The 23002-nt window shown below is 41.0% G+C and carries 25 protein-coding genes; 11 read left to right on the top strand and 14 right to left on the bottom strand.

Annotated features, from left to right (window positions below; genetic code table 11):
* Positions 1 to 62: 62 nt before the first annotated feature.
* From BLO34_RS11790 to BLO34_RS11775, 4 genes are all read left to right on the top strand, one after another.
* Positions 63 to 1058 carry an SPOR domain-containing protein gene (locus BLO34_RS11790; protein WP_090755549.1) on the top strand — a complete coding sequence of 332 codons (996 nt, stop codon included), beginning with the start codon at positions 63 to 65 and terminating at the stop codon, positions 1056 to 1058.
* Positions 1059 to 1118: 60 nt separating this feature from the next.
* On the top strand, positions 1119 to 1679 hold the full coding sequence (locus BLO34_RS11785) for a GNAT family N-acetyltransferase (RefSeq protein ID WP_090755547.1): 561 nt from the start codon (positions 1119 to 1121) through the stop codon (positions 1677 to 1679).
* Positions 1676 to 2326: a DUF2459 domain-containing protein gene (locus BLO34_RS11780; protein ID WP_090755546.1), complete on the top strand. Its 651-nt coding sequence runs from the start codon at positions 1676 to 1678 to the stop codon at positions 2324 to 2326. Before BLO34_RS11785 ends, BLO34_RS11780 begins: the two co-directional genes overlap by 4 nt.
* Before the next feature lie 95 nt (positions 2327 to 2421).
* Positions 2422 to 2931 (top strand): acyl-CoA thioesterase, encoded by a 510-nt coding sequence (locus tag BLO34_RS11775; RefSeq protein ID WP_090755544.1) that lies wholly within the window; start codon positions 2422 to 2424, stop codon positions 2929 to 2931.
* A 279-nt stretch (positions 2932 to 3210) separates the two neighbouring features.
* On the opposite strand, the gene BLO34_RS11770 is transcribed toward BLO34_RS11775, so the two are convergent.
* The 10 genes from BLO34_RS11770 to BLO34_RS11725 form a co-directional block, all read right to left on the bottom strand.
* Complete coding sequence (locus tag BLO34_RS11770) at positions 3211 to 4410, bottom strand: murein hydrolase activator EnvC family protein (protein ID WP_090755542.1); 1200 nt, start codon at positions 4408 to 4410, stop codon at positions 3211 to 3213.
* A complete protein-coding gene (locus BLO34_RS11765; protein ID WP_197672889.1) occupies positions 4410 to 5162 on the bottom strand; it encodes a DUF4292 domain-containing protein in 753 nt (250 codons plus the stop codon). The genes BLO34_RS11770 and BLO34_RS11765 overlap by 1 nt, the downstream gene beginning before the upstream one ends.
* Before the next feature lie 6 nt (positions 5163 to 5168).
* Complete coding sequence (locus BLO34_RS11760; RefSeq protein WP_090755539.1) at positions 5169 to 6527, bottom strand: tetratricopeptide repeat protein; 1359 nt, start codon at positions 6525 to 6527, stop codon at positions 5169 to 5171.
* Positions 6528 to 6548: 21 nt separating this feature from the next.
* Positions 6549 to 7565 carry a sugar phosphate nucleotidyltransferase gene (locus tag BLO34_RS11755; protein ID WP_090755538.1) on the bottom strand — a complete coding sequence of 339 codons (1017 nt, stop codon included), beginning with the start codon at positions 7563 to 7565 and terminating at the stop codon, positions 6549 to 6551.
* A 107-nt stretch (positions 7566 to 7672) separates the two neighbouring features.
* Positions 7673 to 8125, bottom strand: a complete 453-nt coding sequence (locus tag BLO34_RS11750) for a hypothetical protein (RefSeq protein WP_157686797.1) — start codon at positions 8123 to 8125, stop codon at positions 7673 to 7675.
* Between the two features lie 36 nt (positions 8126 to 8161).
* Positions 8162 to 9085, bottom strand: coding sequence for a tetratricopeptide repeat protein (locus BLO34_RS11745; protein WP_090755535.1), 924 nt, complete (start codon positions 9083 to 9085; stop codon positions 8162 to 8164).
* Positions 9086 to 9202: 117 nt separating this feature from the next.
* Positions 9203 to 9637, bottom strand: a complete 435-nt coding sequence (gene dut / locus BLO34_RS11740; protein WP_090755533.1) for a dUTP diphosphatase — start codon at positions 9635 to 9637, stop codon at positions 9203 to 9205.
* Positions 9634 to 11088: a lipopolysaccharide biosynthesis protein gene (locus BLO34_RS11735; RefSeq protein WP_090755532.1), complete on the bottom strand. Its 1455-nt coding sequence runs from the start codon at positions 11086 to 11088 to the stop codon at positions 9634 to 9636. Before BLO34_RS11735 ends, dut begins: the two co-directional genes overlap by 4 nt.
* A gap of 90 nt (positions 11089 to 11178) precedes the next feature.
* Positions 11179 to 11697, bottom strand: a complete 519-nt coding sequence (locus BLO34_RS11730) for a hypothetical protein (RefSeq protein ID WP_090755530.1) — start codon at positions 11695 to 11697, stop codon at positions 11179 to 11181.
* A gap of 21 nt (positions 11698 to 11718) precedes the next feature.
* Positions 11719 to 12693, bottom strand: a complete 975-nt coding sequence (locus BLO34_RS11725; RefSeq protein WP_090755529.1) for a YitT family protein — start codon at positions 12691 to 12693, stop codon at positions 11719 to 11721.
* A 97-nt stretch (positions 12694 to 12790) separates the two neighbouring features.
* On the opposite strand from BLO34_RS11725, the gene rsmI reads away from it, so the two are divergent.
* Entirely contained in the window at positions 12791 to 13456 is a 666-nt protein-coding gene (gene rsmI, locus BLO34_RS11720; RefSeq protein WP_090755527.1) for a 16S rRNA (cytidine(1402)-2'-O)-methyltransferase, read from the top strand.
* Positions 13457 to 13765: 309 nt separating this feature from the next.
* Here rsmI and BLO34_RS11710 read toward each other — a convergent pair whose 3' ends face one another.
* Both BLO34_RS11710 and BLO34_RS11705 read right to left on the bottom strand, forming a co-directional pair.
* Entirely contained in the window at positions 13766 to 14578 is an 813-nt protein-coding gene (locus BLO34_RS11710) for a PhzF family phenazine biosynthesis protein (protein WP_157686794.1), read from the bottom strand.
* On the bottom strand, positions 14571 to 15614 hold the full coding sequence (locus BLO34_RS11705) for a rhodanese-related sulfurtransferase (RefSeq protein WP_090756639.1): 1044 nt from the start codon (positions 15612 to 15614) through the stop codon (positions 14571 to 14573). The genes BLO34_RS11710 and BLO34_RS11705 overlap by 8 nt, the downstream gene beginning before the upstream one ends.
* Before the next feature lie 315 nt (positions 15615 to 15929).
* Between BLO34_RS11705 and recA the strand changes: the two genes are divergently transcribed.
* The 4 genes from recA to BLO34_RS11685 all read left to right on the top strand — a co-directional run bounded on the left by recA (position 15930) and on the right by BLO34_RS11685 (position 19513).
* Positions 15930 to 16943 carry a recombinase RecA gene (gene recA, locus BLO34_RS11700; RefSeq protein WP_090755522.1) on the top strand — a complete coding sequence of 338 codons (1014 nt, stop codon included), beginning with the start codon at positions 15930 to 15932 and terminating at the stop codon, positions 16941 to 16943.
* A 110-nt stretch (positions 16944 to 17053) separates the two neighbouring features.
* The gene (locus tag BLO34_RS11695; protein ID WP_090755521.1) at positions 17054 to 17470 is read left to right on the top strand and encodes a hypothetical protein; all 417 of its coding nucleotides are present in this window, start codon (positions 17054 to 17056) and stop codon (positions 17468 to 17470) included.
* Positions 17471 to 17483: 13 nt separating this feature from the next.
* Entirely contained in the window at positions 17484 to 18029 is a 546-nt protein-coding gene (locus BLO34_RS11690) for an RNA polymerase sigma factor (RefSeq protein ID WP_090755519.1), read from the top strand.
* 2 nt (positions 18030 to 18031) lie between these two features.
* Positions 18032 to 19513 carry an outer membrane beta-barrel protein gene (locus BLO34_RS11685; protein WP_090755518.1) on the top strand — a complete coding sequence of 494 codons (1482 nt, stop codon included), beginning with the start codon at positions 18032 to 18034 and terminating at the stop codon, positions 19511 to 19513.
* Positions 19514 to 19621: 108 nt separating this feature from the next.
* Here BLO34_RS11685 and BLO34_RS11680 read toward each other — a convergent pair whose 3' ends face one another.
* Together BLO34_RS11680 and BLO34_RS14725 are read right to left on the bottom strand one after the other, a co-directional pair.
* Positions 19622 to 20305: a lysophospholipid acyltransferase family protein gene (locus BLO34_RS11680; RefSeq protein WP_231959485.1), complete on the bottom strand. Its 684-nt coding sequence runs from the start codon at positions 20303 to 20305 to the stop codon at positions 19622 to 19624.
* Positions 20271 to 20447 carry a hypothetical protein gene (locus tag BLO34_RS14725; RefSeq protein WP_231959484.1) on the bottom strand — a complete coding sequence of 59 codons (177 nt, stop codon included), beginning with the start codon at positions 20445 to 20447 and terminating at the stop codon, positions 20271 to 20273. Before BLO34_RS14725 ends, BLO34_RS11680 begins: the two co-directional genes overlap by 35 nt.
* Positions 20448 to 20484: 37 nt before the next feature.
* Between BLO34_RS14725 and trpS the strand changes: the two genes are divergently transcribed.
* Together trpS and BLO34_RS11670 are read left to right on the top strand one after the other, a co-directional pair.
* Positions 20485 to 21453 carry a tryptophan--tRNA ligase gene (gene trpS, locus BLO34_RS11675; protein ID WP_090755514.1) on the top strand — a complete coding sequence of 323 codons (969 nt, stop codon included), beginning with the start codon at positions 20485 to 20487 and terminating at the stop codon, positions 21451 to 21453.
* Between the two features lie 421 nt (positions 21454 to 21874).
* On the top strand, positions 21875 to 22894 hold the full coding sequence (locus tag BLO34_RS11670; RefSeq protein ID WP_157686793.1) for a hypothetical protein: 1020 nt from the start codon (positions 21875 to 21877) through the stop codon (positions 22892 to 22894).
* The last annotated feature ends 108 nt before the right edge of the window (positions 22895 to 23002 follow it).

Raw genomic sequence — 23002 nt, 5'->3', positions numbered from 1 at the left:
TTTCTTAATAACTATTGTACAAGCTGGCTTGATCGTTTTGCCAAAATTTCTATGTTTGTTATATGCAAGTAGCTGCTTACATATCTGATTTGTTGTACCGCCATGAATGTGTGGTGATACCTAATTTTGGGGCGTTTATCTCGCGACGTGTTCCTGCTCAATATTTTGAGAGTACGCACACGTTGTATCCTCCTAAAAAGGGGCTTTCCTTCAACGAGCAGATCAAGCAGAACGATGGACTGCTGGTCAACTATATTTCTACCGTAGAAAAACTACCGTATGAAGATGCGATGCAGGAAATACGCAATTATGTGCGTTTTCTGGATCACGAGATGGATGAAAAAGGTGAAATCACGATTCATAAAGTAGGTCGATTTACCCGCACGGCAGAAAACGCCTTGTCGTTCACGCCTATGTATCTGGTGAATTATTTGCCAGAAGCCTTTGGCCTTTCCATGCAGGAAACTTATGCCATTGATCGCACTGCAGTTCCTGTAGAAAAACCAACGCCTCAACCGGTAGCTTCCATCTCCAAGATGGAACCTGCACCTAGCAAAACTAATGAGCCTGTTGAAAAGCCTGTTAGACAATTAGAAACTCCAGCAAGCAGATCTGCAGCTTGGGTACGTGCTGCTGCCGCAGTTGCAATTCTAGTGGCAGGAAGTTATGCGGGACTGTACAGTTATCAAACGCAACAATTTAATGATGCCGTTGCTGTTGAAGAAATGGCAAACGAGCAATTGAAGTCCAAAATTCAAGAAGCGAGTTTCTTCATCTCCACGCCGCTACCTAGCGTTACTATGGAAGTAGCTCCTATTGTAAAAAACTATCATGTAGTTGCTGGTGCTTTTAGAGATCCCGCAAATGCCGATAAAAAAGTTACTCAACTCAAAGCATTAGGCTATGATGCTGAGCGTATAGGCGTCAACAAATATGGTTTGCACAATGTTGCTTATGCCAGCTTTGCAGAACGTAATGATGCCATCAATGAGTTGTACCGCATACGCAAGCAAGGAAATGATGGTGCATGGTTGTTGAGTGGTTCACTCAAAAAATAAATTCCTCTTATCTTCATGGCTAGTGAACTCCATTGATTTGGACGACTTCTTTATGCTAACATGAAATATTTAATTCAAAACCTAGAAACTGAAAGGCTGCGATTTAGGTTGTTGCAACATTCTGATTTTAAGGCTTGGCTTCCGTTTTTTGATTTAACGGCTAGTTATTCGCATTTGTTTTTAGATGCTTCAAAATCTAAGGAAGATTTGTGCGAATTCTGGATCGACAAGACATTAACGCGTTACCAAGAAAATCGCGGTGGTTTGTGCGTATTGGAAAATAAGGATTCAGGAGGATTTATTGGTATGTGTGGATTGCTAGTCCAAGAAATTGATGGCGATACACGTTTAGAAGTTGGGTATTCTTTACTTCCCAATTATTGGGGAAAAGGATTTGCCATAGAAGCGGCAGCGGCGGCGAAAAACTATGGATTCCAGAATTCCTATGATCTTGATTTTGGCTGTTCCGTAGTCTCAATGATTCATATAGATAATCATCCTTCCATCAAGGTGGCGATTAAGAATGAGATGCTTTTAGAAAAAACTTTTATTGCAGAAAAGAGTGAGTCCTTTCACGTTTACTCACAGCAAAGAGAAAACTGGGAAAATAACCATAAATGAAAAAGCTCTTAAAATTGCTGCTCAAGCTATTGCTGTTCCTCATCGCGATACCAGTGGTTTACTTGCTTGTTTCTCTGGTTCTTACCGCCATTCCCGTCAATTCTGATTCTGTTCAGGCGACAGATTCCCATACTATTTACCTTTCTACAAATGGTGTACATCTAGACATTGTTATGCCGCTTGAATTGATGGATGATCACTTATTGAACGGTCTTAAAAAAACACCAGCAGATTCCTATTTTGGCATAGGTTGGGGCGAGGAGAATTTCTATATCAATACGCCACAATGGAGCGATTTGACACTGGGAACAGCAGTAAATGCTGCATTTCTGAAAAACTCTACTTTATTACATATTAACCGATATTCTCGCAAAAACAGCGCTTGGGTTCCAGTGCAACTGAACGATCAAGAATTACAGGCAGTAAATAATTATATCCAGCAAACTTTCCGATTAGATGCCAGTGGTAACAAGCAACTCGTTCCGGATGTGGGTTATACCGTAAAAGATGATTTCTACAAAGCTCGTGGTAGTTATTCATTCCATCATACGTGCAACAGTTGGGTGAATTCCTGCTTTCGCGAAAGCGGACTCAAAGCAGCCCTATGGACACCATTTGATTTTGGGGTCATGAATAAATACGAATGAGACATGACGGGTTTCCAAATAGTTAAATAAAGCTTACGGTTGGGAATGTTTGCCTGCAATCCCTTTGCTGGGATTACCTTTGCAAAAAATTTGACATGGAACAGTTGACGCCTAGAAAGTCTTTTACCACGGTTACAGATCTTGTATTGCCTAGTGAGACCAACCCGTTACAAAATCTATTTGGTGGTGAGTTGCTGGCGCGTATGGACCGTGCAGCAAGTATTGCCGCAAGACGTCACTGTCGTCGTATTGTGGTAACAGCATCTGTAAACCATGTTGCCTTTAACCGCAGCGTTCCCCTGGGAAGTGTAGTGACAATTGAAGCACAAGTGTCTAGGGCCTTTAAATCTTCCATGGAAGTTTATATGGATGTCTGGATCGAGGATCGTGAAAGCGGTGATCGTGCCAAAGCCAACGAAGCCATTTATTCTTTCGTAGCTGTGGATGATACCGGTAGACCCGTAACCATTCCACCAATTCACCCAGAAACCGAAGAGGAAAAAGAACGTTATGACGCAGCATTGCGCCGCAAACAATTAAGCCTTGTTCTTGCCGGCAAAATGAAAGCAAAAGACGCTACGGAATTAAAAGCGCTATTTGAATAAGACACTGTCATCAACTTTTGCAAATAACGCACACGATTATTTATCGTATTCTATATAGGTAAATGCTGATCTTTTCCTGTTAGATGACTTGAACTTGATTAAAGAATCTTACTATGCTCAAGTCCTACTTTATCTACAATGATTGCCATAAAGCGTTAGGGATTGAAGTGAAAATCCCGCAGCGGCGCAGCAAGCGAGGAATTGTAGCATAAAGCCCGACCAGAATCTTGAGCGATGGCAAAAGATTCTGGGAACGCCCAAAATACAACTGTTAGAATTTTACTTACTTAACAACCAGCGAGCTGGATCTTGTGTACTGGTTTCTTCCAGAATGGCAAAGTGTAATTCTGTGATGCCGTCGCGGTCTGTGAAAATCTCGCCCAGTTGGGTCAAAGTATTGATCTTTTGACCTTTTCTAACACTTACATTTTTCAGATTCCCATAGCTGGTCGTGAAATTACCATGGCGAACGTGCACCATCAATATCCCGTTGTTTGCCTTTACAATCTGAACTACCTCACCGTCAAACACGGCTCTGGCTCTGGCGCCATTAGGTGTCTGGAATCGATAGCCGCTACTTTGTATAGGGAGATTCCTCAAAACAGGATGCGGCTGTACTCCGTAACGTCTCGTGATCACACCTTCTGCTACGGGCCATGGTAATTTACCACGGTTGTTCTGGAAGTTTCTGGCGAGTTCCTTGGCTTCTGGAGTTAGGAAGAATTTACCTTTTGTAGCTCCTACTTTTCCTTTATTAGACGCTGCAATATCAGCCTCAATGATCTTACGTATTTCGCGATCTATCTTGTCTCGTTCTCTTGCTTTGGTGCGAATCTCGGCGGCATATTTCTTTTCGTTTTTCTTTACTTCATCAAGAAGAACTACCTGCTCTGATTTATCATCCTTAAGTTCATTACGCAGCTTTTCATTGGCAACCAGTATTTCCTTTTTCTGGGCTTTTTCCTTTTCAAGTTCCGCATTTTTGTCTGCGAGTGTGTTGCTTTTAACGGTGATCTCGTCCGCTTGTTTCTTGCGATAATCTGCGTAAGCATTTAGATATTGTACACGTTTATAGGCTTGCAGAAAGTTTTCTGATGACAACAGGAACATCAATCTGCTTTGATCGTTTTTAGCCTTGTAGGACTTGACGATCATTTCTGCATAGTCCTGTTTAAGCTCCTTGATTTCTGCGTTGAGAACTTTGATCTCTTCTGCATTGGTATCGATGCTGCGAGTAATCAAGTTTGCCTGCTTGTTGGTGATATTAATGATCTCCTGAGTTTTGGAGATTTTGGCATCGATGGCCTGAACTTGAGAAAGTACTGATCTACCCTCTTTTTTAGCACCAGTCAGTAATTTATCAAACTGATTAATCTCTGCTTGAACGGCAGCGCGTTGCTGTTCCAATCGTGCTTTTTCTGATTGTGCGTTTACTGCAACACATGCCAGAAAAAATACCGTGTATAATAATGACTTCATTAAAACTTCATTTGGTTGTAACCTGACGGCATCTCAAAAGGGAAACTCAAGTTCTGATCAAATTCTACATTTTTGAGATCCAATTCTACCTGGACCAATTTTCCCTGTGCATTTGCATTGATAGTAATTTCCTCTGGAAGCACCTTACTATCAACGGTTTGGTATGTCAAATATTTTACATCTAGGGTCGTGTTCTCTGATGGTTTTCTAATCGACTGCTGCGCCATTTTGAAGTCGGCCGGTCGCAATGAAAATAACCTAGCAATCACGCCTTCTTTTCTAAACTGATATTGATTATCCACAACGGCATAATCTAGATTATTTAATGGCTCAATCGCTTGACCCAACAATAAATTCTCTAGCTGTGCGTAGTTCAACTCTTCTCCAAGGAATCTTGAAATCAACTTAAAATCACCGTCAAAGGATCGTTTCTGTATCTTTTCATAGAACTGTACACGGTCTGGTGTGATATACACTTTTGCAACGGTGAATCCCAACACTCTGGCGCTCATCCAGATCTGTTTTCCTTTTTCAATGCGCAAGTCCACAGTAACCGATTGCGACTGATTTTCATCTTGATATTTCACGCCCAACCTCGATTGTAACGTATTGAAGTTAATCGCAGCAGCGTTGTGTGATTTAATAATCTTTGTGGCTGCAGCAGTAGTTACAGCATTTTCAGTTGCCTTTTGGGAGCCACCACATGAGATAAGTATCATCGCCAGCGCCAGTCCATATATTCTTTTCATCATCTTATTTTAGTTTGAGATTGCCTTCATTTTTGCTCTCGCATCGGCTGCTTTTTTGTTGTCGCCCAGTTTTTCGTAGGCAATCGCTAACTGACCGTACAGATCACGTTCCAGTTGTGGTTCATCCAGCAAATAGGACAAACCTGTGTCTAACTGTACCAGCGCTTTTTTGGCATCTCCAGTTTGGTTGAGTGCCGCACCGTTAATGAGGTATAATAAAGGTTGCGATGGATAACTTTCTAGAGCATTGCTGGAAAGTTGTTCCGCTTTCGCGAAAGCGCCCGTATCCAGATACAGCAGTGCCGTATTCTTTATCAATTCAAAATCCTGATCGTTTAGTTCCATACCCAACTCATAAAATTTTAATGCCGCCTGCAGCTGTTTTTCCTGTTTGAAATAACTCGCCAAAACCTTGTAGGCTTCCAGATCTTCCACATTGCTGGAAAAATCTTCAATGACATTCTCCAATAAGGATTGCAGCGCAGGATTAGTAGTCGATGTCTGGATAAAATCCTTGAGTACCTCAGTTTTGGAAACCGTCTCCAGCTGGCTGGATTCAAACACACGATTCATGCTTTCAAGACCTTTATCAACATCACCGTTCTCCAGATATATCTTATAAAGCGCCAACTGGGCCTTATCGCTTTCAGGCAATTCTTCTTCCAGCTTCTCTGCAAACTCCAGCATTTTCTCCATGTTGTTCAGACGGCTGTAACCGTAGATCAATTTGATATAGATCTGCTCATTTTTGGGATTTGTGGCAAGTTGCTCCTCGAGAACATCAAGATTGTCAGAGACTATTTCTTTTTGTTGCTGATTTTGCTCCAGACGGTTTTTGAGTGCGGTACGTTCTGTATTGCTGCCTAGTTTACGATCCAAAGATTTAATGGATTCCAGAGCCTTGGCCGAGTTATTTACACGCAAATAAGCTACTGGCAACAATTCCTCGTAATCCTCATTGATTTTTGCGAGCTTCTCAAGTATGGCAACAGCCTTTTCGAATTCTTGCTGGCGGTTGTAGACCTCATTCAAGGTGTCCAGCAACCATTCTCGATCACCAGAGATTTTGATGGCATTGAGTAATGAGGTTTCCGCTTTCGCGAAAGCGTTACTCGCCATATAATTCTTTGCAAGCTCAAATTGTACGGCACCATTATCAGGCTCAAGTCGCTCACAAATAAGCAGTTTCTCAATCGCACGATCGTGGTTTTCACGCGCCTTTTCTGACAGCGCATCAAAAAAGTTTTCTTTAAAACCGTCAGAAACCTCACCTAGATCATCTTCATTGACCTCAATAGCTGCCACCTCTTCTTGCGCAAAAGCACCAGAAAAGCTAAATAACACGGCAAAGATCAAAAAGTGCTTCATAAGGGTTTAAGTCTTCAACAATTATTCCATCACAGAATAATCGCCAATGCTGATGTATTTAAAATTACCGTTGTACTTCACGTGATTACCTATCATCGCCTCGTCCAAGGTTGCATTTCTTATTACCGAATTGTTTTGTATCAAACTGTTGCTGATCTTACAATTTGTTATTGTGGTTCCTGCGCCTATGCTCACGTGTGGTCCTACTGTGGAGTTCTTGATTACCACATCGTCTGCAATCACGCAGGGTTCAATGATATTTGAATTGTCCACTGTCGCTTTTGTAGCCAACTCATCACTGCCATCCTTGACCATGAATTTCATGATACGTGTGTTGGTATCGATAGCAACTTCCTTATTCCCACAATCCATCCATTCATCAACGGTTCCGGTCTTGAATATATTTCCTTTGGACATTAATCTTTTAATACCGTCGTTGATTTGGTATTCACCGCCATTGATAATCTCGTTGTCGATGACGTATTGCAGTTCCGTTTTTAAGTCTGCAATTTCTTTGAAGTAGTAGATACCTATTACGGCTTGATTGCTCACAAATTCTTTGGGCTTCTCCACCAATTCTGTGATCTCTTCTTTATCATTAAGTTTCACCACACCATAAGCTTCTGGCTGATCCACTTCTTTGGTCCAGATCACAGCATCTGCTGCTGGATCCAGTTCAAAGTTTGCTCTGATTAATGTATCTGCATATGCTACTACGGCAGGTCCAGAAAGCGAAGGCTCTGCACACATGATGGCGTGGCCTGTTCCAAGTGGTTCGAGTTGTCGGTAGATACTGGCTTTGGCACCTAAGCTCTCGGCTAACTCCTCTAGACTTTTTACGACCTCATCACCAAAAAATGCTGGGTCACCCAATATAAAAGCAATCTCTTCTATAGGCTCGCTCAAGATATTTGCGATGTCACGCACCAATCTATGAACGATGGGTTTGTTCGCAATAGGGATTAATGGCTTAGGAACCGTAAGAGAATGAGGTCTTAATCTGGAGCCGCGACCGGCCATGGGTACGATGATTTTCATAGGCAAATACTATTCCTGAGCAGGTGGAAATCTTGTTTTAGTTTAATGAGCTGACCACAAATTTACATAGATTGGTGCTACTATCTCAATGACCTATGGTCAATGAATTAATTTTCAAATTTCTTCATAGGCATCCACATTCTTTTATCAACTGAAATACCATCAAATGCGGCTACTAGGTAACTCTCGGTAATTTTAAATTTGAAGAAAGCGTCTGGTGTTTTTTCAGCATGTTCTTGGTCGGTGTCATCACAAGGATGCGCTCTGACATGATAAGAAGTGTATTTTAGGAATATCGAATCTCCTTCTCTTATCCAATCGCCTTCGTAAGTAGTACCACAAGAATCATAGATAAACTTATTTTCTGCCATTAGGTTCAACGCAGGACCCATTGCTATAGCTTGCGGATTAATAGAGCGTTTCAGTGCTCTCAGCTCCCATTTCTTGACATGGCTCGATTTATAGCAACCTAAAAGGTTGTCGTCCTCTTTCAAGGATGGCGTGCAGCTGTTAAATACTAACAGCACACACAAAAAGAAACCGACTTGTCTCAAAAACATCTTTTGGATTTATGCACGTACCATTTTTATGGCAAGTTATTCTGTGATCTCTACCTTGTGCTTTTCTGCGTATTCCCTAAACTTATCTAGCGTTCCGTTTTCTTTCATGCCTTGATAAACTGCACTTAGGACCTTTTCAGCGTCTTGCTTATAAGGAGAGTTGACCTCGGCATACATTTTATAGGCAGGAAAGATATTGTCAGCGGCAAGCTCATAATCCTTCAAAAGCAACCCACATTGTGATAGCCCAAAATAACCTTCTGGATCGTTGGGGTATTGTTTTATGAATTCTTGATAAGCTTTTGCTGCCTTTTCATAATCTTTTTCAAGTCTGTATACGATAGGAAGATTTTGTAATGGCATCCTACCGTAAGGATCAACTTTAAGCGAGGTCTTGTAAGCCTTAATCGCTTCTTTATAATTATCTAATCGACGGTGTGAAACGCCTAGCATATCCCAGGCAAAAGCAAAGTCTTTATCTTCTTTTACAGCCTTTCCATACAATTCAACAGCCTTCTCAAAATTACCAGCATTATACACTTGATAGCCTTGATTGTAGTATTCCATCGCCTTCTCGTTATCGCTATAAGAATTAACACTAGAAGGTTTTGCATTATTAAGTAGTATGTTGAGTGCCTTGCAATCATCAATCAATTCACGCTCAATCTTTTCATAACCTTCCATTGCATTGATGGTGATGTTGACATCTTCTCCGTTTGCCGTAGAATCCTTGGCTTTTTCCAATGCGCCAGAGAGTTTATTGAACAATTGATCTGACATTATCGCATCTTTAATGCATTTCTTGATTTGCTCGTTCTGCGTTTTTTTATCCTCGTTGATATCAATATTGGCGATGCACGCGCAAGCGTCTTCAGCAGGTGTTTGCGATACTTCTTCCTGGGCACTAGCCAACATCACGGTCAATCCAAAAATCAGGGTAATCGAGCTTACTTTTTTCATAAGTTATTTGTTATGAGCGAGAAAAGATATGAATTTCGCTTTCGCGAAAGCGAAATAAAGACGAATAGTTCAATCAGGTTATTTCCCAAGTCAGATTCCTGCTTCTTCAGGAATTTGTTACTTCACTCCAGTACTCCCAAAACCACCTGCACCGCGATCTGTATCACTCAATACTTCCACTTCTTCCCAAGTAGGTTGCTCATGTTTTGCAATGACTAATTGAGCAATGCGCTCGCCGTTTTCTATGGTGAAATCCTCATTGGATAAATTCACTAAAATCACACCTATCTCGCCTCGATAATCGGCATCGATGGTTCCCGGTGCGTTGAGCACGGTGATTCCTTTTTTGGCAGCAAGACCGCTGCGTGGTCTCACTTGAGCTTCGGTTCCTAAAGGTAATTCTATGAACAAACCTGTTTTTACAATCGCTCGCTCTAATGGTTTTAGAACAATAGATTCGGTTATGGATGCTCGTATATCCATTCCTGCACTACCTACAGTTTCATAAGCTGGTAAGTCGTGAGCGGATTTATTAATAATTTTTATAGTCATGATTTTTTGAGTAATGATTTGATAAAAGTTCTTTCTCGGCTTAGAATGAACAGCGAAACAAGTCCAGCCAACGCAATTCCCGATAAATACATTTGCCAAGTATTGGGCCCAAAGTAATCTCGTATTCCATAGAAAAACAGTGCCGTGGAGCCAATAGAAATAACTAAATACAACAGCATGTTTCCAACCTCATACGGAATGTGATAATGCTTTCTTCCCAATAAATACGAGACCACCATCATCAATCCATAAGCGGCACAGGTGGTTAAGGCACTCGCCATATACCCGATGATTGGAATCAGCCAGATATTGAATCCTATTGTTATTACAGCTCCTAAAACAGAAATGTAAGCGCCATAACTTGTACGATCTGTTACTTTGTACCACACAGAAAGCGTTTGATAAATACCGAAAAATAGATACGCCACAAGAACTACTGGTACAATGTCCAGCGCTTCCCAATATTCCTCTGCAATGATGGCGCGTTTAATCACGTCAATAAAAACAGTGTATGAAATCAAAGCAATGGAACCTAGCACCACAAACATTTTGGTAATCATGGCATAGGTGGCGGTAGCGTTTTCACTTTTAGATTCACTAAAAAAGAAAGGTTCAATTCCTAATTTGAAAGCTGTGGCAAACAAGGTCATTCCTACGGCAACTCTGTAACAAGCTGTATATACACCAACTTGAGCTGTGGAGTCTTCAGGAAGCAACCATTCCAGTAAAATCTTATCAAAGGTTTCATTGATGGCAAAAGCGATTCCTGCAATTAAAATAGGAAAACCGTACCTCAACATTTGCTTCCACAAACCAGCATCAAATTCCCATTTACGGAAGTAGATTCTACAAACCACCAGAAGCGTGAATGCGCTTGCTGCCATAAGCGCGATAAAATAAAGTTCTACCTTATCTGTTGGTAAGAATTCTGCTAATGCTGGCAGGTCTGGCAACCAGATCAAAAAGATCGCCGTCATCCCAACGGATATGATCACGTTGATCATCTTAACCACCGCATACTTCATCGCTTTTCCCTGCGCACGCATCCACGCAAAAGGAATGACCATCAAAGTATCAAAAGCCAAAATACCGATTACCCATTTCCAATAATCTGCAGACTTACCGGACCATGCTGCGATTTGGTCTAAGCCCAAAAAAGCAATCACTACAAATGCAGTGGTTGTAACTAGTAGCGAAATCAGTCCTGTGCTAATGACCTTGTTATCGTCCTCGCTTTCGCGAAAGCGAAAAAATGCAGTCTCCATACCATAAGTCAAGATCACGTTAGCAAGAATGATCCATGAAAAAATAATGGACACCTCGCCAAAAGCGGTTTTGCTGGGCAGATATTCAGTGAGTAAAAGAGTAAGTAGAACCGTCAATAATCTGGGCAAAACGGTTGCCAGACCATACACAAATGTGTGCTTAAAAAGACGATTGATGGAACTCAAAGACAGTTGGTTTTGAAGTTCAAAGGTACAATTAAGGCTGCATTTCTAGCCTAAGAAATGCAGCCTTGTAGCTTTGCTTGTGGTACATCACTATTGCGGTCTGGACGGTAGATCCATGGAAGATCGCTTCTCGATTCCCTTGATCATGGTGTACGTGGTGACGCCATCACGAGTGAATTTCACAACCGCTTCGTTATCCTTTAAATCAAATGGCATCTTTTCCATTTTAGGCGCTTGATTGCCATATTCCTTTTCGGGATTTTTATTCATACTCATATCAGGCTTGTTATTGAAAGCCGTGCTGAATCTCGCGATTACATAAGCAGTCCCATCTTTTGTATCAAAGGAACTCGTCATCATCCCATTGTAATACACCGCATCCATATGTTGCATCTCGCTGGAGTCTAGCGGCAAGAACAAATTCACGCCACTTCCCGAACCTGGAATACCACCAGTCCATGATTGAGCATAGGGCTCATTGCCCACTTCAAAATCACTAAGCGTGTTATCAATTTTTTGCGAACCACAAGAAGCCGTGATCGCTATAAGTGCAAGTAATTGGAAGGTTTTCATAAGACCGATCATATTGTTTGAAGTTATTAACTGCATATTTTGTGCCTTTTTAAAAAATTAATGAGCGAGTGGTCGCTTTTTGATCATTCCGCCTTTGATGTCCTTGATGGTGTTCATGACGATAAAAGCGTCGGGTTCAATCTTTTCAATTTCGGTATTGAGCTTATTCAATTCCAGTCGGGTGATGACAGTAAAAATGATGATCTTCTCATCTGACTCACCGTCTTTTACATAACCACCTTGACCTTTGTAAAGGGTTACTCCACGACCCAACTTTTCCACAATCATTTCCTTAATACGACTGCTTTGGGAAGAGATAATGGTAACTCCTATATATTCCTCAATACCTTCTATGACAAAATCAAGTGTTTTTGAAGCAACGATATAGGTAATCATTGAATAAAGTGCAATTTCAATGGAAAGCAAATAAGCCGCAACCGAGAATATCACGATATTAATCACGATGATGATATCACCAATACTCACGCTGAATTTCCTGCTCAAGAATATGGCTAGAATTTCTGTACCGTCTATCACTGCGCCACCTCTAATGGAAAGCCCTATTCCAGCACCGAGGAAAAATCCGCCAAAAACCGCTACCAATAAATCATCATCTGTCACATTGGGAAAAGGAACCAAAGCCACACAAAGTGCAAGGCCTATAATCGCAAGCAGTGTCATTACTGCAAATCGTTTTCCCATCATTTTATAACCCAAAATGATGAATGGGAGATTTACCAAAATCAAGAATACATAAAGCGGAACTTCAGTCAGTGCGGCCAACAAAAGGGAAATTCCCGTTGCGCCACCATCAATAAAATCATTGGTCAACAAAAATCCCTTAAAGCCAAAGGAAGCAGAGAAAATACCCGTCGTGATCAACACAAAGTTTTTGATGTTACGCTTCACAGCCGTTACTAGTAATTTGTATTGTTTGGCAAGGCGGTATTCAGAAGGTAGTTTTTCCGGACGTTTGTTCTTCCTGAACTTATCCGTCGTATTGATAATAATATTTGCAAGAAATGGATTCAATAAAATGCTTTTAAGGTTGATTCTTCAGGATTTCTTAAGCTAAAAAAGCCTTCATCTAAGGTAGTCCATTTTCCTATCTTTGCCTCAATCCAGAAGTATGAAACTCTATCTTGTCCCAACGCCCATCGGTAATCTTGCAGACATGACCTATCGTGCGGTTGAAGTATTAAATAGCGTGGATTTAATCCTTGCAGAGGATACCAGAACCAGCGGAAAATTACTCAACCACTACGGCATCAAGACTAATATGCTGTCGTACCACATGCATAATGAGCACAAGATTTCAGATAGCATTGTGACTAGAATTAAAGGTGGAGAAACCATGGCACTCATCACAGATGCTGGAACGCCTGGAATAAGTGATCCTGGGTTTTTGCTTTCGCGAAAGCTGATTGCCGCAGATGTAGCGATAGAATCATTACCTGGTGCTACAGCCTTTGTTCCGGCACTCGTCTGCTCAGGTCTGCCCAGTGATAAATTTGTTTTTGAAGGTTTCCTACCCGTCAAAAAAGGCCGCCAGACCAGACTCAAAGAACTCGCCGAAGAAACCAGAACCATCATCTTCTACGAGTCACCACACAAACTACTAAAAACCCTAACCGATTTCCAAACCCATTACGGTGCTGACAGACAGATTTCTGTTTCTAGAGAAATCACCAAAATGTTTGAAGAACACTACCGTGGTACTGTTGCAGAAGCTATCCAGCATTTTACAGACATTAAGCCTAGAGGTGAGTTTGTTGTTGTTTTGGGTGGGAAATAAGTAGATGAGACGAATTATCAAATGATATCGAATCCGTTAAAAAGAATTCTAAAAATTACAGGCTTTTACATTTTAGGCATCGTCTGTCTTGTCTCTTTCTATTGGTTAGATAATTCCGACTTTATTGCAGAGGAAGTTAAACAATCAAGAGGTGGTGGCTACAACGGTTTTCGGGCATTTCTAGTTTCAGGATTGATTAGATATGGATTATTAGTATACGGAATAGGATCAATAGCTATTATGAGTGCTCTCTTAATTTACCAAAAGTTTCAAGATAGAAAATGAAAAACTATATGAATAGTACATTCATCAAATTTGTAACCTTCCTTCCATAACCACCACCGCATCACCAGTAATCGAAATCTGTTCTTTACTCAAAATTTCAACCTCTAAAATTCCCGTACGCGCAGAGCACTGAAAAGCACGTAGTTTAGTTTTTCCTAATTTATTTCCCCAATAGCTTGTCAAAAAAGTATGTGTGGCGCCTGTAACTGGATCTTCATTGCCGCCACTCCAGGGCCAGAAATATCTGGACTCAAAATCAAAATCGAGTTGATTTGATTTTGCTGTGACGACCACACCACTAATATCGTTTATGGAAGCTTTCATGGTGGCAAAATCTGGTTTGAGATTCCTTAATACATCTGCATCTTCCAACTCAATCATCAATTCCAGATTTTCATGGTTATAGGCCGTATTCAAAACTTCTTCTATTCCCATAGCATCTAGTAATGCTTGTGGCGCATCGCGATCTACAATTCCATAATTGGGGAATTTCAAAGAGACTTTTTCACCATTTCTGGAAGCTTGCAAATTCAAGCCTGATCCAGTTTTGAAATGAATCTCATTTGAATCAGAGTCTTGTTCAAATAAAACTTTTGCGCTCGCCAGCGTCGCATGACCACACAACGGTATTTCCATGATGGGAGAAAAGTATCGGATGGAAAAATGATCGCCTTGATTTTGCACAAAGGCAGTTTCTGATAGATTTACTTCAATGGCGATGGATTGCATCAAATCGTTGGGCAAGCTTTCATCCAACAAACAAACTCCAGCTGGATTTCCTTTAAAAGGCTCGCTGGTGAATGAGTCCACCATAAAATATGGGATCGACCTAGTCAATCTTATGTTCTTTAAATTTCAGCTTTTCTGACCTTCCTTTTTTAAAGATGTTGTTGCTGTTATACTTGCCAGCGCGCAACTTTTTCTGCTCTTCATAAGGCAGCTGAATGACCTCATGACATTCTGTGCTACAGGTATTTTCATATTTAGTTTTACAATCCTCGCACTGGATGAATAGCAAGTGACAAGCTTCATTAGCACAATTGGTGTGCGTGTCGCATGGGTTACCGCACTGATGGCAATTCGAAATCACCTCATCGCTGATTTTCTCAGAAAGTCTGTGATCAAACACAAAATTCTTCCCACGGAATTTATTTTCCAATCCTTGCTCGGTTACCTGACGATGGTACTCAATAATTCCACCTTCCAGCTGATATACATCTTCAAAACCACGATGCTTGTAGTAGGCACTTGCTTTCTCACAACGGATTCCGCCAGTACAATACATCACCAGTTTTTTATCTTTTTTATGCTCTTTTATTTCTTCCTCAATAATATCAAGACTGTCTCTAAAGGTATCGACGTCTGGAGTCCAGGCATTTTGGAAATGGCCTATCTCGCTCTCATAATGATTGCGCATGTCGACCAGAATCGTATCAGGATCTGCGATGAGCTCATTGAATTTGACGGCGTCGACATGAACGCCTTTATTGGTCACGTCAAAAGTCTCGTCTTCCAAACCGTCTGCCACAATTTTGTTGCGCACCTTGACCTTAAGCTTTAGGAAACTCTCATTATCGTGCTCACGAGCAATGTTCAATCGAACATTTTCTAAGAAATAGATTCCATCAAGGAAATCTTTGAACTCTTCAAAACGATCAGCTGGAATGGAAAGCTGTGCATTGATGCCTTCATGAGCTACATAAATGCGCCCCAGAACTTCCTGCGTATCGAACGCTACAAACAGATGGTTTCTAAATAATTGTGGGTTCCCTATGCGGGCATACTGATAGAAAGAAATCGTGAGTCGTTCCTTGCCGGCTTCACGTATCAATTCGCGTCTTTCTTCAGCACTTAATTTGTTGTACAGTTGCATGCTATAAACATTGAGTGTTGAAGATGCAAAGGTAGATATTTGAGTATAGATCGCTGCGCTCATGGAAAATGGATTATGGACGATTCAATTCCAGCGTTAGGGATTGAAGTGGAAATCCTTTTGATCTCGCCTTATGCGTTATCAAAAGATTGCAACGGAAAGCCCGACCGAGGTGCAGCCGAGGGAACGCACTAATATTTCTTATTATGACTTTCCCGCTTTCGCGAAAGCGTGACTTATATATAGTTAATAACCAACACTTCATTCTATTGCAGAAAGTGGTGTCATCGCCTATTTTTGTGGAAAATATTTACAATGGCAGACGATAAGGAAAAAGCAGCAAAAGCGAAGGCGCTCAAATTGACGCTGGACAAGCTGGATAAGGCATACGGCAAGGGAACGGTAATGAAGATGGGCGACCGTCAGGTGGTTGATGTGGAGTCGATTTCTACGGGATCGCTTGCATTGAACGCAGCGCTAGGTGTAGGTGGATACCCACGTGGTCGTGTGATCGAGATCTATGGTCCTGAATCATCTGGTAAGACTACATTAACATTACACGCAATTGCTGAGGCTCAAAAAGCTGGCGGTATTGCAGCGTTTATTGATGCAGAACATGCTTTTGATAGATTTTATGCAGAGAAACTAGGTGTGGATCTTGAAAATCTTATCATCTCACAACCTGATCATGGTGAGCAGGCTCTTGAGATTACGGAAAATCTAATTCGTTCTGGTGCGATTGATATTATCGTAATTGACTCGGTTGCGGCTTTGACTCCTAAGAGTGAGATTGAAGGAGAAATGGGTGATTCAAAAATGGGGTTGCACGCTCGTTTGATGTCACAAGCTCTTAGAAAATTAACGGGAACAATTTCTAAAACGAACTGTACGGTGATCTTCATCAACCAGTTGCGTGAGAAGATAGGTGTGATGTTTGGTAATCCAGAGACGACAACTGGTGGTAATGCATTGAAATTTTATGCATCGGTACGATTGGATATTAGAAGGTCTACTCAAATAAAAAGTACTGACGGTAGCGTTCAAGGTAACAAGACTCGTGTAAAAGTGGTTAAGAACAAGGTGGCGGCACCATTCCGCACCGCAGAATTTGATATTCTTTACGGTGAAGGAATTTCCAAAATAGGTGAGGTGATCGATCTAGGTGTAGATTATGAAATTATCAATAAGGCTGGATCTTGGTTCTCTTATGGAGACACTAAATTAGGTCAAGGTCGTGACAGTGTGAAGAGTATTCTTAAAGACAATCCAGATCTACAGGACGAACTGGAGCTGAAAATTATGGAATCAATCAAGTTGGCGAACAGTTAGAAACCTGCGCTATTCCTGATAAAAAATCTGCTTTTAAAATTAAAAGCAGATTTTTTTGTTTCAGGACGCAACCTTTTTGAAGTTTCTGCATCTAGAAAGAAAAGAAAAAGATGAAAATCAAATTTATTGCGCTACTTGCGTTGATATCCATTGCATTTAGCTCGTGTGATGTAACTGATGATGATCAGCCCAGATTGAAACTAACTGCACTGGCCATAACTGATGTAGAAATACCTGATCCATTTGTATTTGGACAAGTCAATGAAATAATTGTGCGCTACAATCAACCATCAGATTGCCACAATTTCTACGCTTTTGACGTGCGTTCTAATTTGAATGAGCGTGAGGTGATAGTTTATTCAGAATTTTTTGAGAGTGAAGGATGTACTCCAGGACCTATTCCAACGGAACAGGTTCTTAGATTCAGAGCTACTAGCAACGGCACCATCGTTTTTAAATTTCTTACGGGAATCGACAACAATGGAGAGAATGAGTTTTTAGAAATAGAAGTAGAAGTACAGGAATAGAATATTTTTAAATGTGGTACAACTACAAATCATTGAAGGATGTAAGAATGGTGATCGTAAAGCGCAGCGAGCGCTTTACGATCAATATTCTGCTGCCATATATGGTTGTTGTTTAAAGTATGCGCCTAGTGCGCAAGAAGCGCAGGACATTTTACAAGATAGTTTCATAACCATCTATGATAAAATTGGACAATTTGACCACAAAGGTTCTTTTGAAGGATGGTGTAAAAGGATAGCTATAAACACCGCATTACAGCGATATAGGGATTCTAAAGTCTATTTGCTGGAAGATGAGAAAAATATAGTAATAGACATTCCTGTCACAGAAGATTTAGAAGAAATAGGACTGGATGACTTATTAGATATGATACGACGATTACCAGACAGATATAGAATGGTTTTTTCCATGTATACATTAGACGGGTATAGTCATAAAGAAATTGCAGCGTTGATGAAGATCAATGAAGGAACATCAAAATCCAATCTGTCAAGAGCACGAGCCAGTTTACAACAAATGATAGAAGCGTGGCGCAGGGAAAATACGAATGACGCCATATAATAATGGAAGACAAAAAGAACATAGACCGATTATTCCAGGAGAAGTTCAGGGATTTCAAACCAGCTGCACCAGCTGAGTCTTGGGATGCCATTGAGGCTCGACTGAATAAAGATAAGAAGCGACCAGCAATACTACCGTTATGGTGGAAAGTTGCCGGAGTCGCTGCTGTTCTTGCGGTATTATTATCTGTATTTATTTGGAATACTGATGACACTATATCCAACGAAAATATAGTGATTGAAGAATCCTTGGAAAATGGTGATCCAATAAAAAATGAAGGAATCGTAATTGATGATTCAGATTCTTCAACGTCAGACAGTATTGATTCTTCAGGTGAGCGTTTTAATAACGAACCAAATCAAGATGTAAATGGAACTGTTACCAATAATAATGATAACAGTATAGCCAATAGGTCTGATAATGAAGAGCCCAGTAAGATTGGAAAGGAAGTTAATCAGGCACCTCAAGAAAATAAAGCTAATCTGAACCAGCAAGAGAATAGTATTGCCCAAAACAGCAATTCATCTGCATCCAATGATAATACAGCTTCAAATAGCAACGCAAACACTGCTGATAATGGAAACTTGAAAGATCAAGCATCTAAGCCTGTTATTGACCAGGCCATTGAAGATGCAGTCGCTATGGATCAATCGCCAACAGAGTCTGAAGATTTGGATAAGGAAAGGGCATCCTTGGAAAGTCTAGAAGATATAGCTGCTGCAAATAATGTTAGTGACAAAGAAGAAGATCCAGTGAAAAGCAAGAAATGGAGTGCCGCTACTGTGGTGGCTCCTGTATATGCAAGCAGCCTGAATGGTTCCTCCATTAATGATCGAGTATCTCGAGATAGCCAGAATGCACAGACTGATATAAGTTATGGTGTCGCTGTTTCCTATGCGATTGATTCACGATGGTCAGTGCGTACAGGTCTACATCAAGTGAATGTGAACTATAATAATGAAAATATTAATTATGGGTTGAACGCCAACACTTTGATTCTTAATAATGATCAGGCCAGGACAATCTATGATGTGAGCGCCGTTAATGCGCCACGGCCAGCGATGTTTGCCAGCATGAATAGCTTTGATCAAGAGTTGAGAAGCGCACAGGTAGTTTCTAGTTTCAATGGTGAAATGAGCCAGCAATTGGGATATCTGGAAATGCCATTTGAGGTTAGCTACAGGTTAGTAGATAAAAAATTTGGCGTGAGTGTTTTGGGAGGTTTCAGTGCGCTTTTATTGACTAATAATAATGTGAGCATTGTAAACGATACGCGAAGGTTGGATCTGGGTAGTGATGATAATTTTAGTGATTTTAATCAGAGCGCCAATTTTGGTTTGGGCATAGATTATCAATTTGCAAAGAACTTAGGACTTACTCTGGAGCCTACTTTCAAGTATCAATTAAGCAGTTTAAAAGAAAACACAGCAGATTTCAGACCATACACAATTGGTGTATATACTGGTTTGATGTATAGATTTTAACCGCAGATTGTTGTCATTGCAGGCACCTGTGGGAATATGAAAAAGAGATTGAGGTTGGTTAATCATTGAACTCAATTAATGCAATGAAAAAGTGGAACCGTCCTGTCGCTATGCAGGGCGGTTTTTTATTTCCTGATGTTTGGTAAGATCGTTGAGGATGATATTTCTTACGCTTTCGCGAAAGCGAACTTTATCTCCAGGCAATTGCAAGCCTTGAGTTTGTTGGATCTGAAGAGTCCTTGCACGCATGATTCCTGGTGACCCATGGAAAAAGGAAAAAGGAAATCGCTTTTTATTATCGTAAAAACTCATGGGAACTACAGGAATCTGATGTTCAATCGCAAGGCGAAAAGCGCCATCCTTAAAGCTGTCCAACAACAACGATCTGTCTTCAGGTACGCCGCCTTCTGGGAAAATACAAATGCCTACACCGCTTTCCAGCCTTCGGCTAGCGCTGTCAAAAACTGCTTTGCGACTTTTGGGATCACCACGGTCAACAAGAATACAAGTACGTTTATAGAAAAAGCCAAAGATTGGAATCTTCACTAGTTCTGCCTTTCCCACAAATACAAACGGGTTTTTAGCCACGAGCAGCATGAGCATGATATCTGCCATACTGCTATGGTTCGCAACAAGCATATAGCTATTCCCTTTTTTCATATGCGCATCACGGTAAACCTTAGGCCACCAACCCATTCCATAAATGATAACTGCCGCCCATATTTGGGCCATCTTAAAAAAAGCACCGTATGTTTTTTCAGAAAGTGTAGCGAGCACTAAAAACGGAAACATGATAATTATGGGTAATCCCAGTAGGATGTAGAACCAAACCCTGTATAAAGGCATTAATATGTATCGCATCCATTTCATGAGCTCCAAAAATAGCAGAATTAAAATGCGCCACAACACCTTGATCCAGTTCTTGTGCTTTCACGTTGTAAGCAATTATCTTTGTCGCTCAATTATAAGCAATGGCTAGAGTACTTACGGGAATACAATCAACTGGAATACCTCATTTAGGAAACTTGCTGGGCGCTATACTGCCTGCCATCAAGATGGCCTCAAAACCAGATAATGATTCCTTTCTTTTTATAGCAGACTTTCATTCCTTGACGCAAATCAAGGATGGTGAGACCATGCGTGAGAATACTTATGCAACTGCTGCCACATGGATGGCCTGCGGTCTGGACTCGAGTCGTACTACATTTTATAGACAGAGCGATGTGCCACAAGTGACTGAGCTTAATTGGTACCTCAATTGCTTCTATCCTTATCAACGCTTAACGCTTGCTCACAGCTTCAAGGACAAATCAGACCGATTGAATGATGTAAATGCTGGTTTATTCACGTATCCTATGTTGATGGCAGCAGATATCCTGTTGTACGATGCTCAAGTCGTTCCAGTGGGTAAGGATCAATTGCAACATCTGGAAATGGCGCGTGATGTTGCAGGTCGCTTCAATAATCAAATGGGCGATACACTAATCGAACCTCAAGCCAAAATTCAAGAAGGTACCATGTACGTTCCAGGAACTGACGGAGAGAAGATGAGTAAATCTCGCGATAACCTGATCAATATTTTCCTTCCAGAAAAGCAATTGAAAAAACAAGTCATGTCCATTGAAACGGACAGCACGCCGCTGGAAGAACCCAAAGATCCAGACACCTGCAACGTTTTTGCAATCTATAAATTGCTAGCAACAGCCCAACAAACTGCAGAAATGCGCAGTAATTATGAAGCAGGCAATTACGGCTATGGACATGCAAAGAAGGCCTTGCTGGAATTGATACTTTCAAGATTTAGTGAAACCCGCGAGCGTTTTGAACACTTCATGAGCAATAAGCATGAAATTGATGCTGCTCTTAATGAAGGTGCAGCGAAAGCTAAGTTGGTTGCAGATGATGTTTTGGCGAGAGTTCGTGAAAAGCTGGGATACTAGTCAACTTCTTTCTTAATCCATGATTTTTCTTCTACAAAGACCTTGAAAGAAAAATTTCTTACTTTTTAAAATTCCTGAATCATCTGTGGTTGTAGAAACGTAAGCAATCTAACTTTCTTCTATGGACAGGTTTTCGCTTCAATTTATGCACCGATAACTTCAAAACAGGTGTCTTTTGTTACAATTTCCGTTGTTTCGAGATTTTAAGTTCTCAATATTTTTAGTAAAATATCAGTTCAAATACACGATTATCTGTTTAAGTGTAGTTTAAGGTCATTTTATGATATTGATTTATTATACTGTTTATTAGATAGTTAAATGCATAAATTACACTTTATCGATGTTTTGTGTTTGTTTATCGTGTAAATGTGTCGCATATTTGGATCATCAATAAAACGATAACAATCTAAATCTCTACACAATGAAAAAATTTACACTCACCGCAGCCATCCTTTTTACAGCAGCAACCTTTGTTTCCTGCTCCACTGACTCTGAGGGCATGGATAGTATCGACGATACCAGCGCACTGGTAAACGGTCCCAAGGTAACCTTATTTACAGGCAGCAACACATCAGGCAAGATCAACATGTTTGATATGACTGATAGAAAGAACATCACCAACAAATCATTCAAGTCTGCAAGTACAGACGGTAACGGTATCCACTACGATCCAATCAACGACTGTCTTTTTGAGGCGTCAAGATCAGAGCGTAACGTCTTGGTATTTGAGAACCTCAACAACAACGAGTCCGGTGCGGCACTTGCACCATCCATCATGTCTGACGTACAGGTAGAGAACCCAAGAGACATTGCCATCTCTGGAGACCGTATCGTGGTATCCTCTGATGCTACGGGACCACGCGACAGCAACAAGTTCTATGTATATGAGTCCACATCAAACAGTGTTAGACTGGTAAACGTATATGAGACCGGTAACCAACACTGGGGAATCTTCCTTGCGGGTAACACCTTATATGCAGCCATCGACAACAGCGGTAGGATAGCAGTCTACAACGACTTCTTCTCAAAGCCTAGTGGTGAGCTTACTGCAGACGACCAGATCACCATTGAAGGTGCACAGTCCTTAAGAGGAATCACCTATGACGAGGTTGAGGACCAACTCTTCCTTGCAGATGTTAGAAACCCATTGGACGACAGCGACGGTGCGATCCACACGATCAAGAACTTCTCTGTCATCTACAGCGGTCTTGAGGCTTACGGTACGATAAGCGAGGTAAACACGGTAAGCGGTGCAGAAAGCATGCTAGGTAACCCAGTTGATCTTGAGTACGACAACATTGGAAAGGTCCTTTACACGGCAGAGCGCGCTACCAACGGTGGCATGGCACTTGCCTTTGACATGAACACCACTGGAAACATGAAGCCCATGATGCAACAGTCCGTATCTGGTATCTCCAGCATCTACCTTAACGTAGAGTAATACACAACGATTTTATAGTACAATTTGTAGAGTAGATTGTAGAAAAGAGAGAGACCCAACTAGGGTCTCTTTTTTTTGCTCCATATTTTTATTGAGGTCTGTAGGGAA

This window comes from Nonlabens sp. Hel1_33_55 (assembly GCF_900101765.1).
Lineage (GTDB): Bacteria > Bacteroidota > Bacteroidia > Flavobacteriales > Flavobacteriaceae > Nonlabens.
This window is presented reverse-complemented; position numbering and strand designations above follow the sequence as displayed.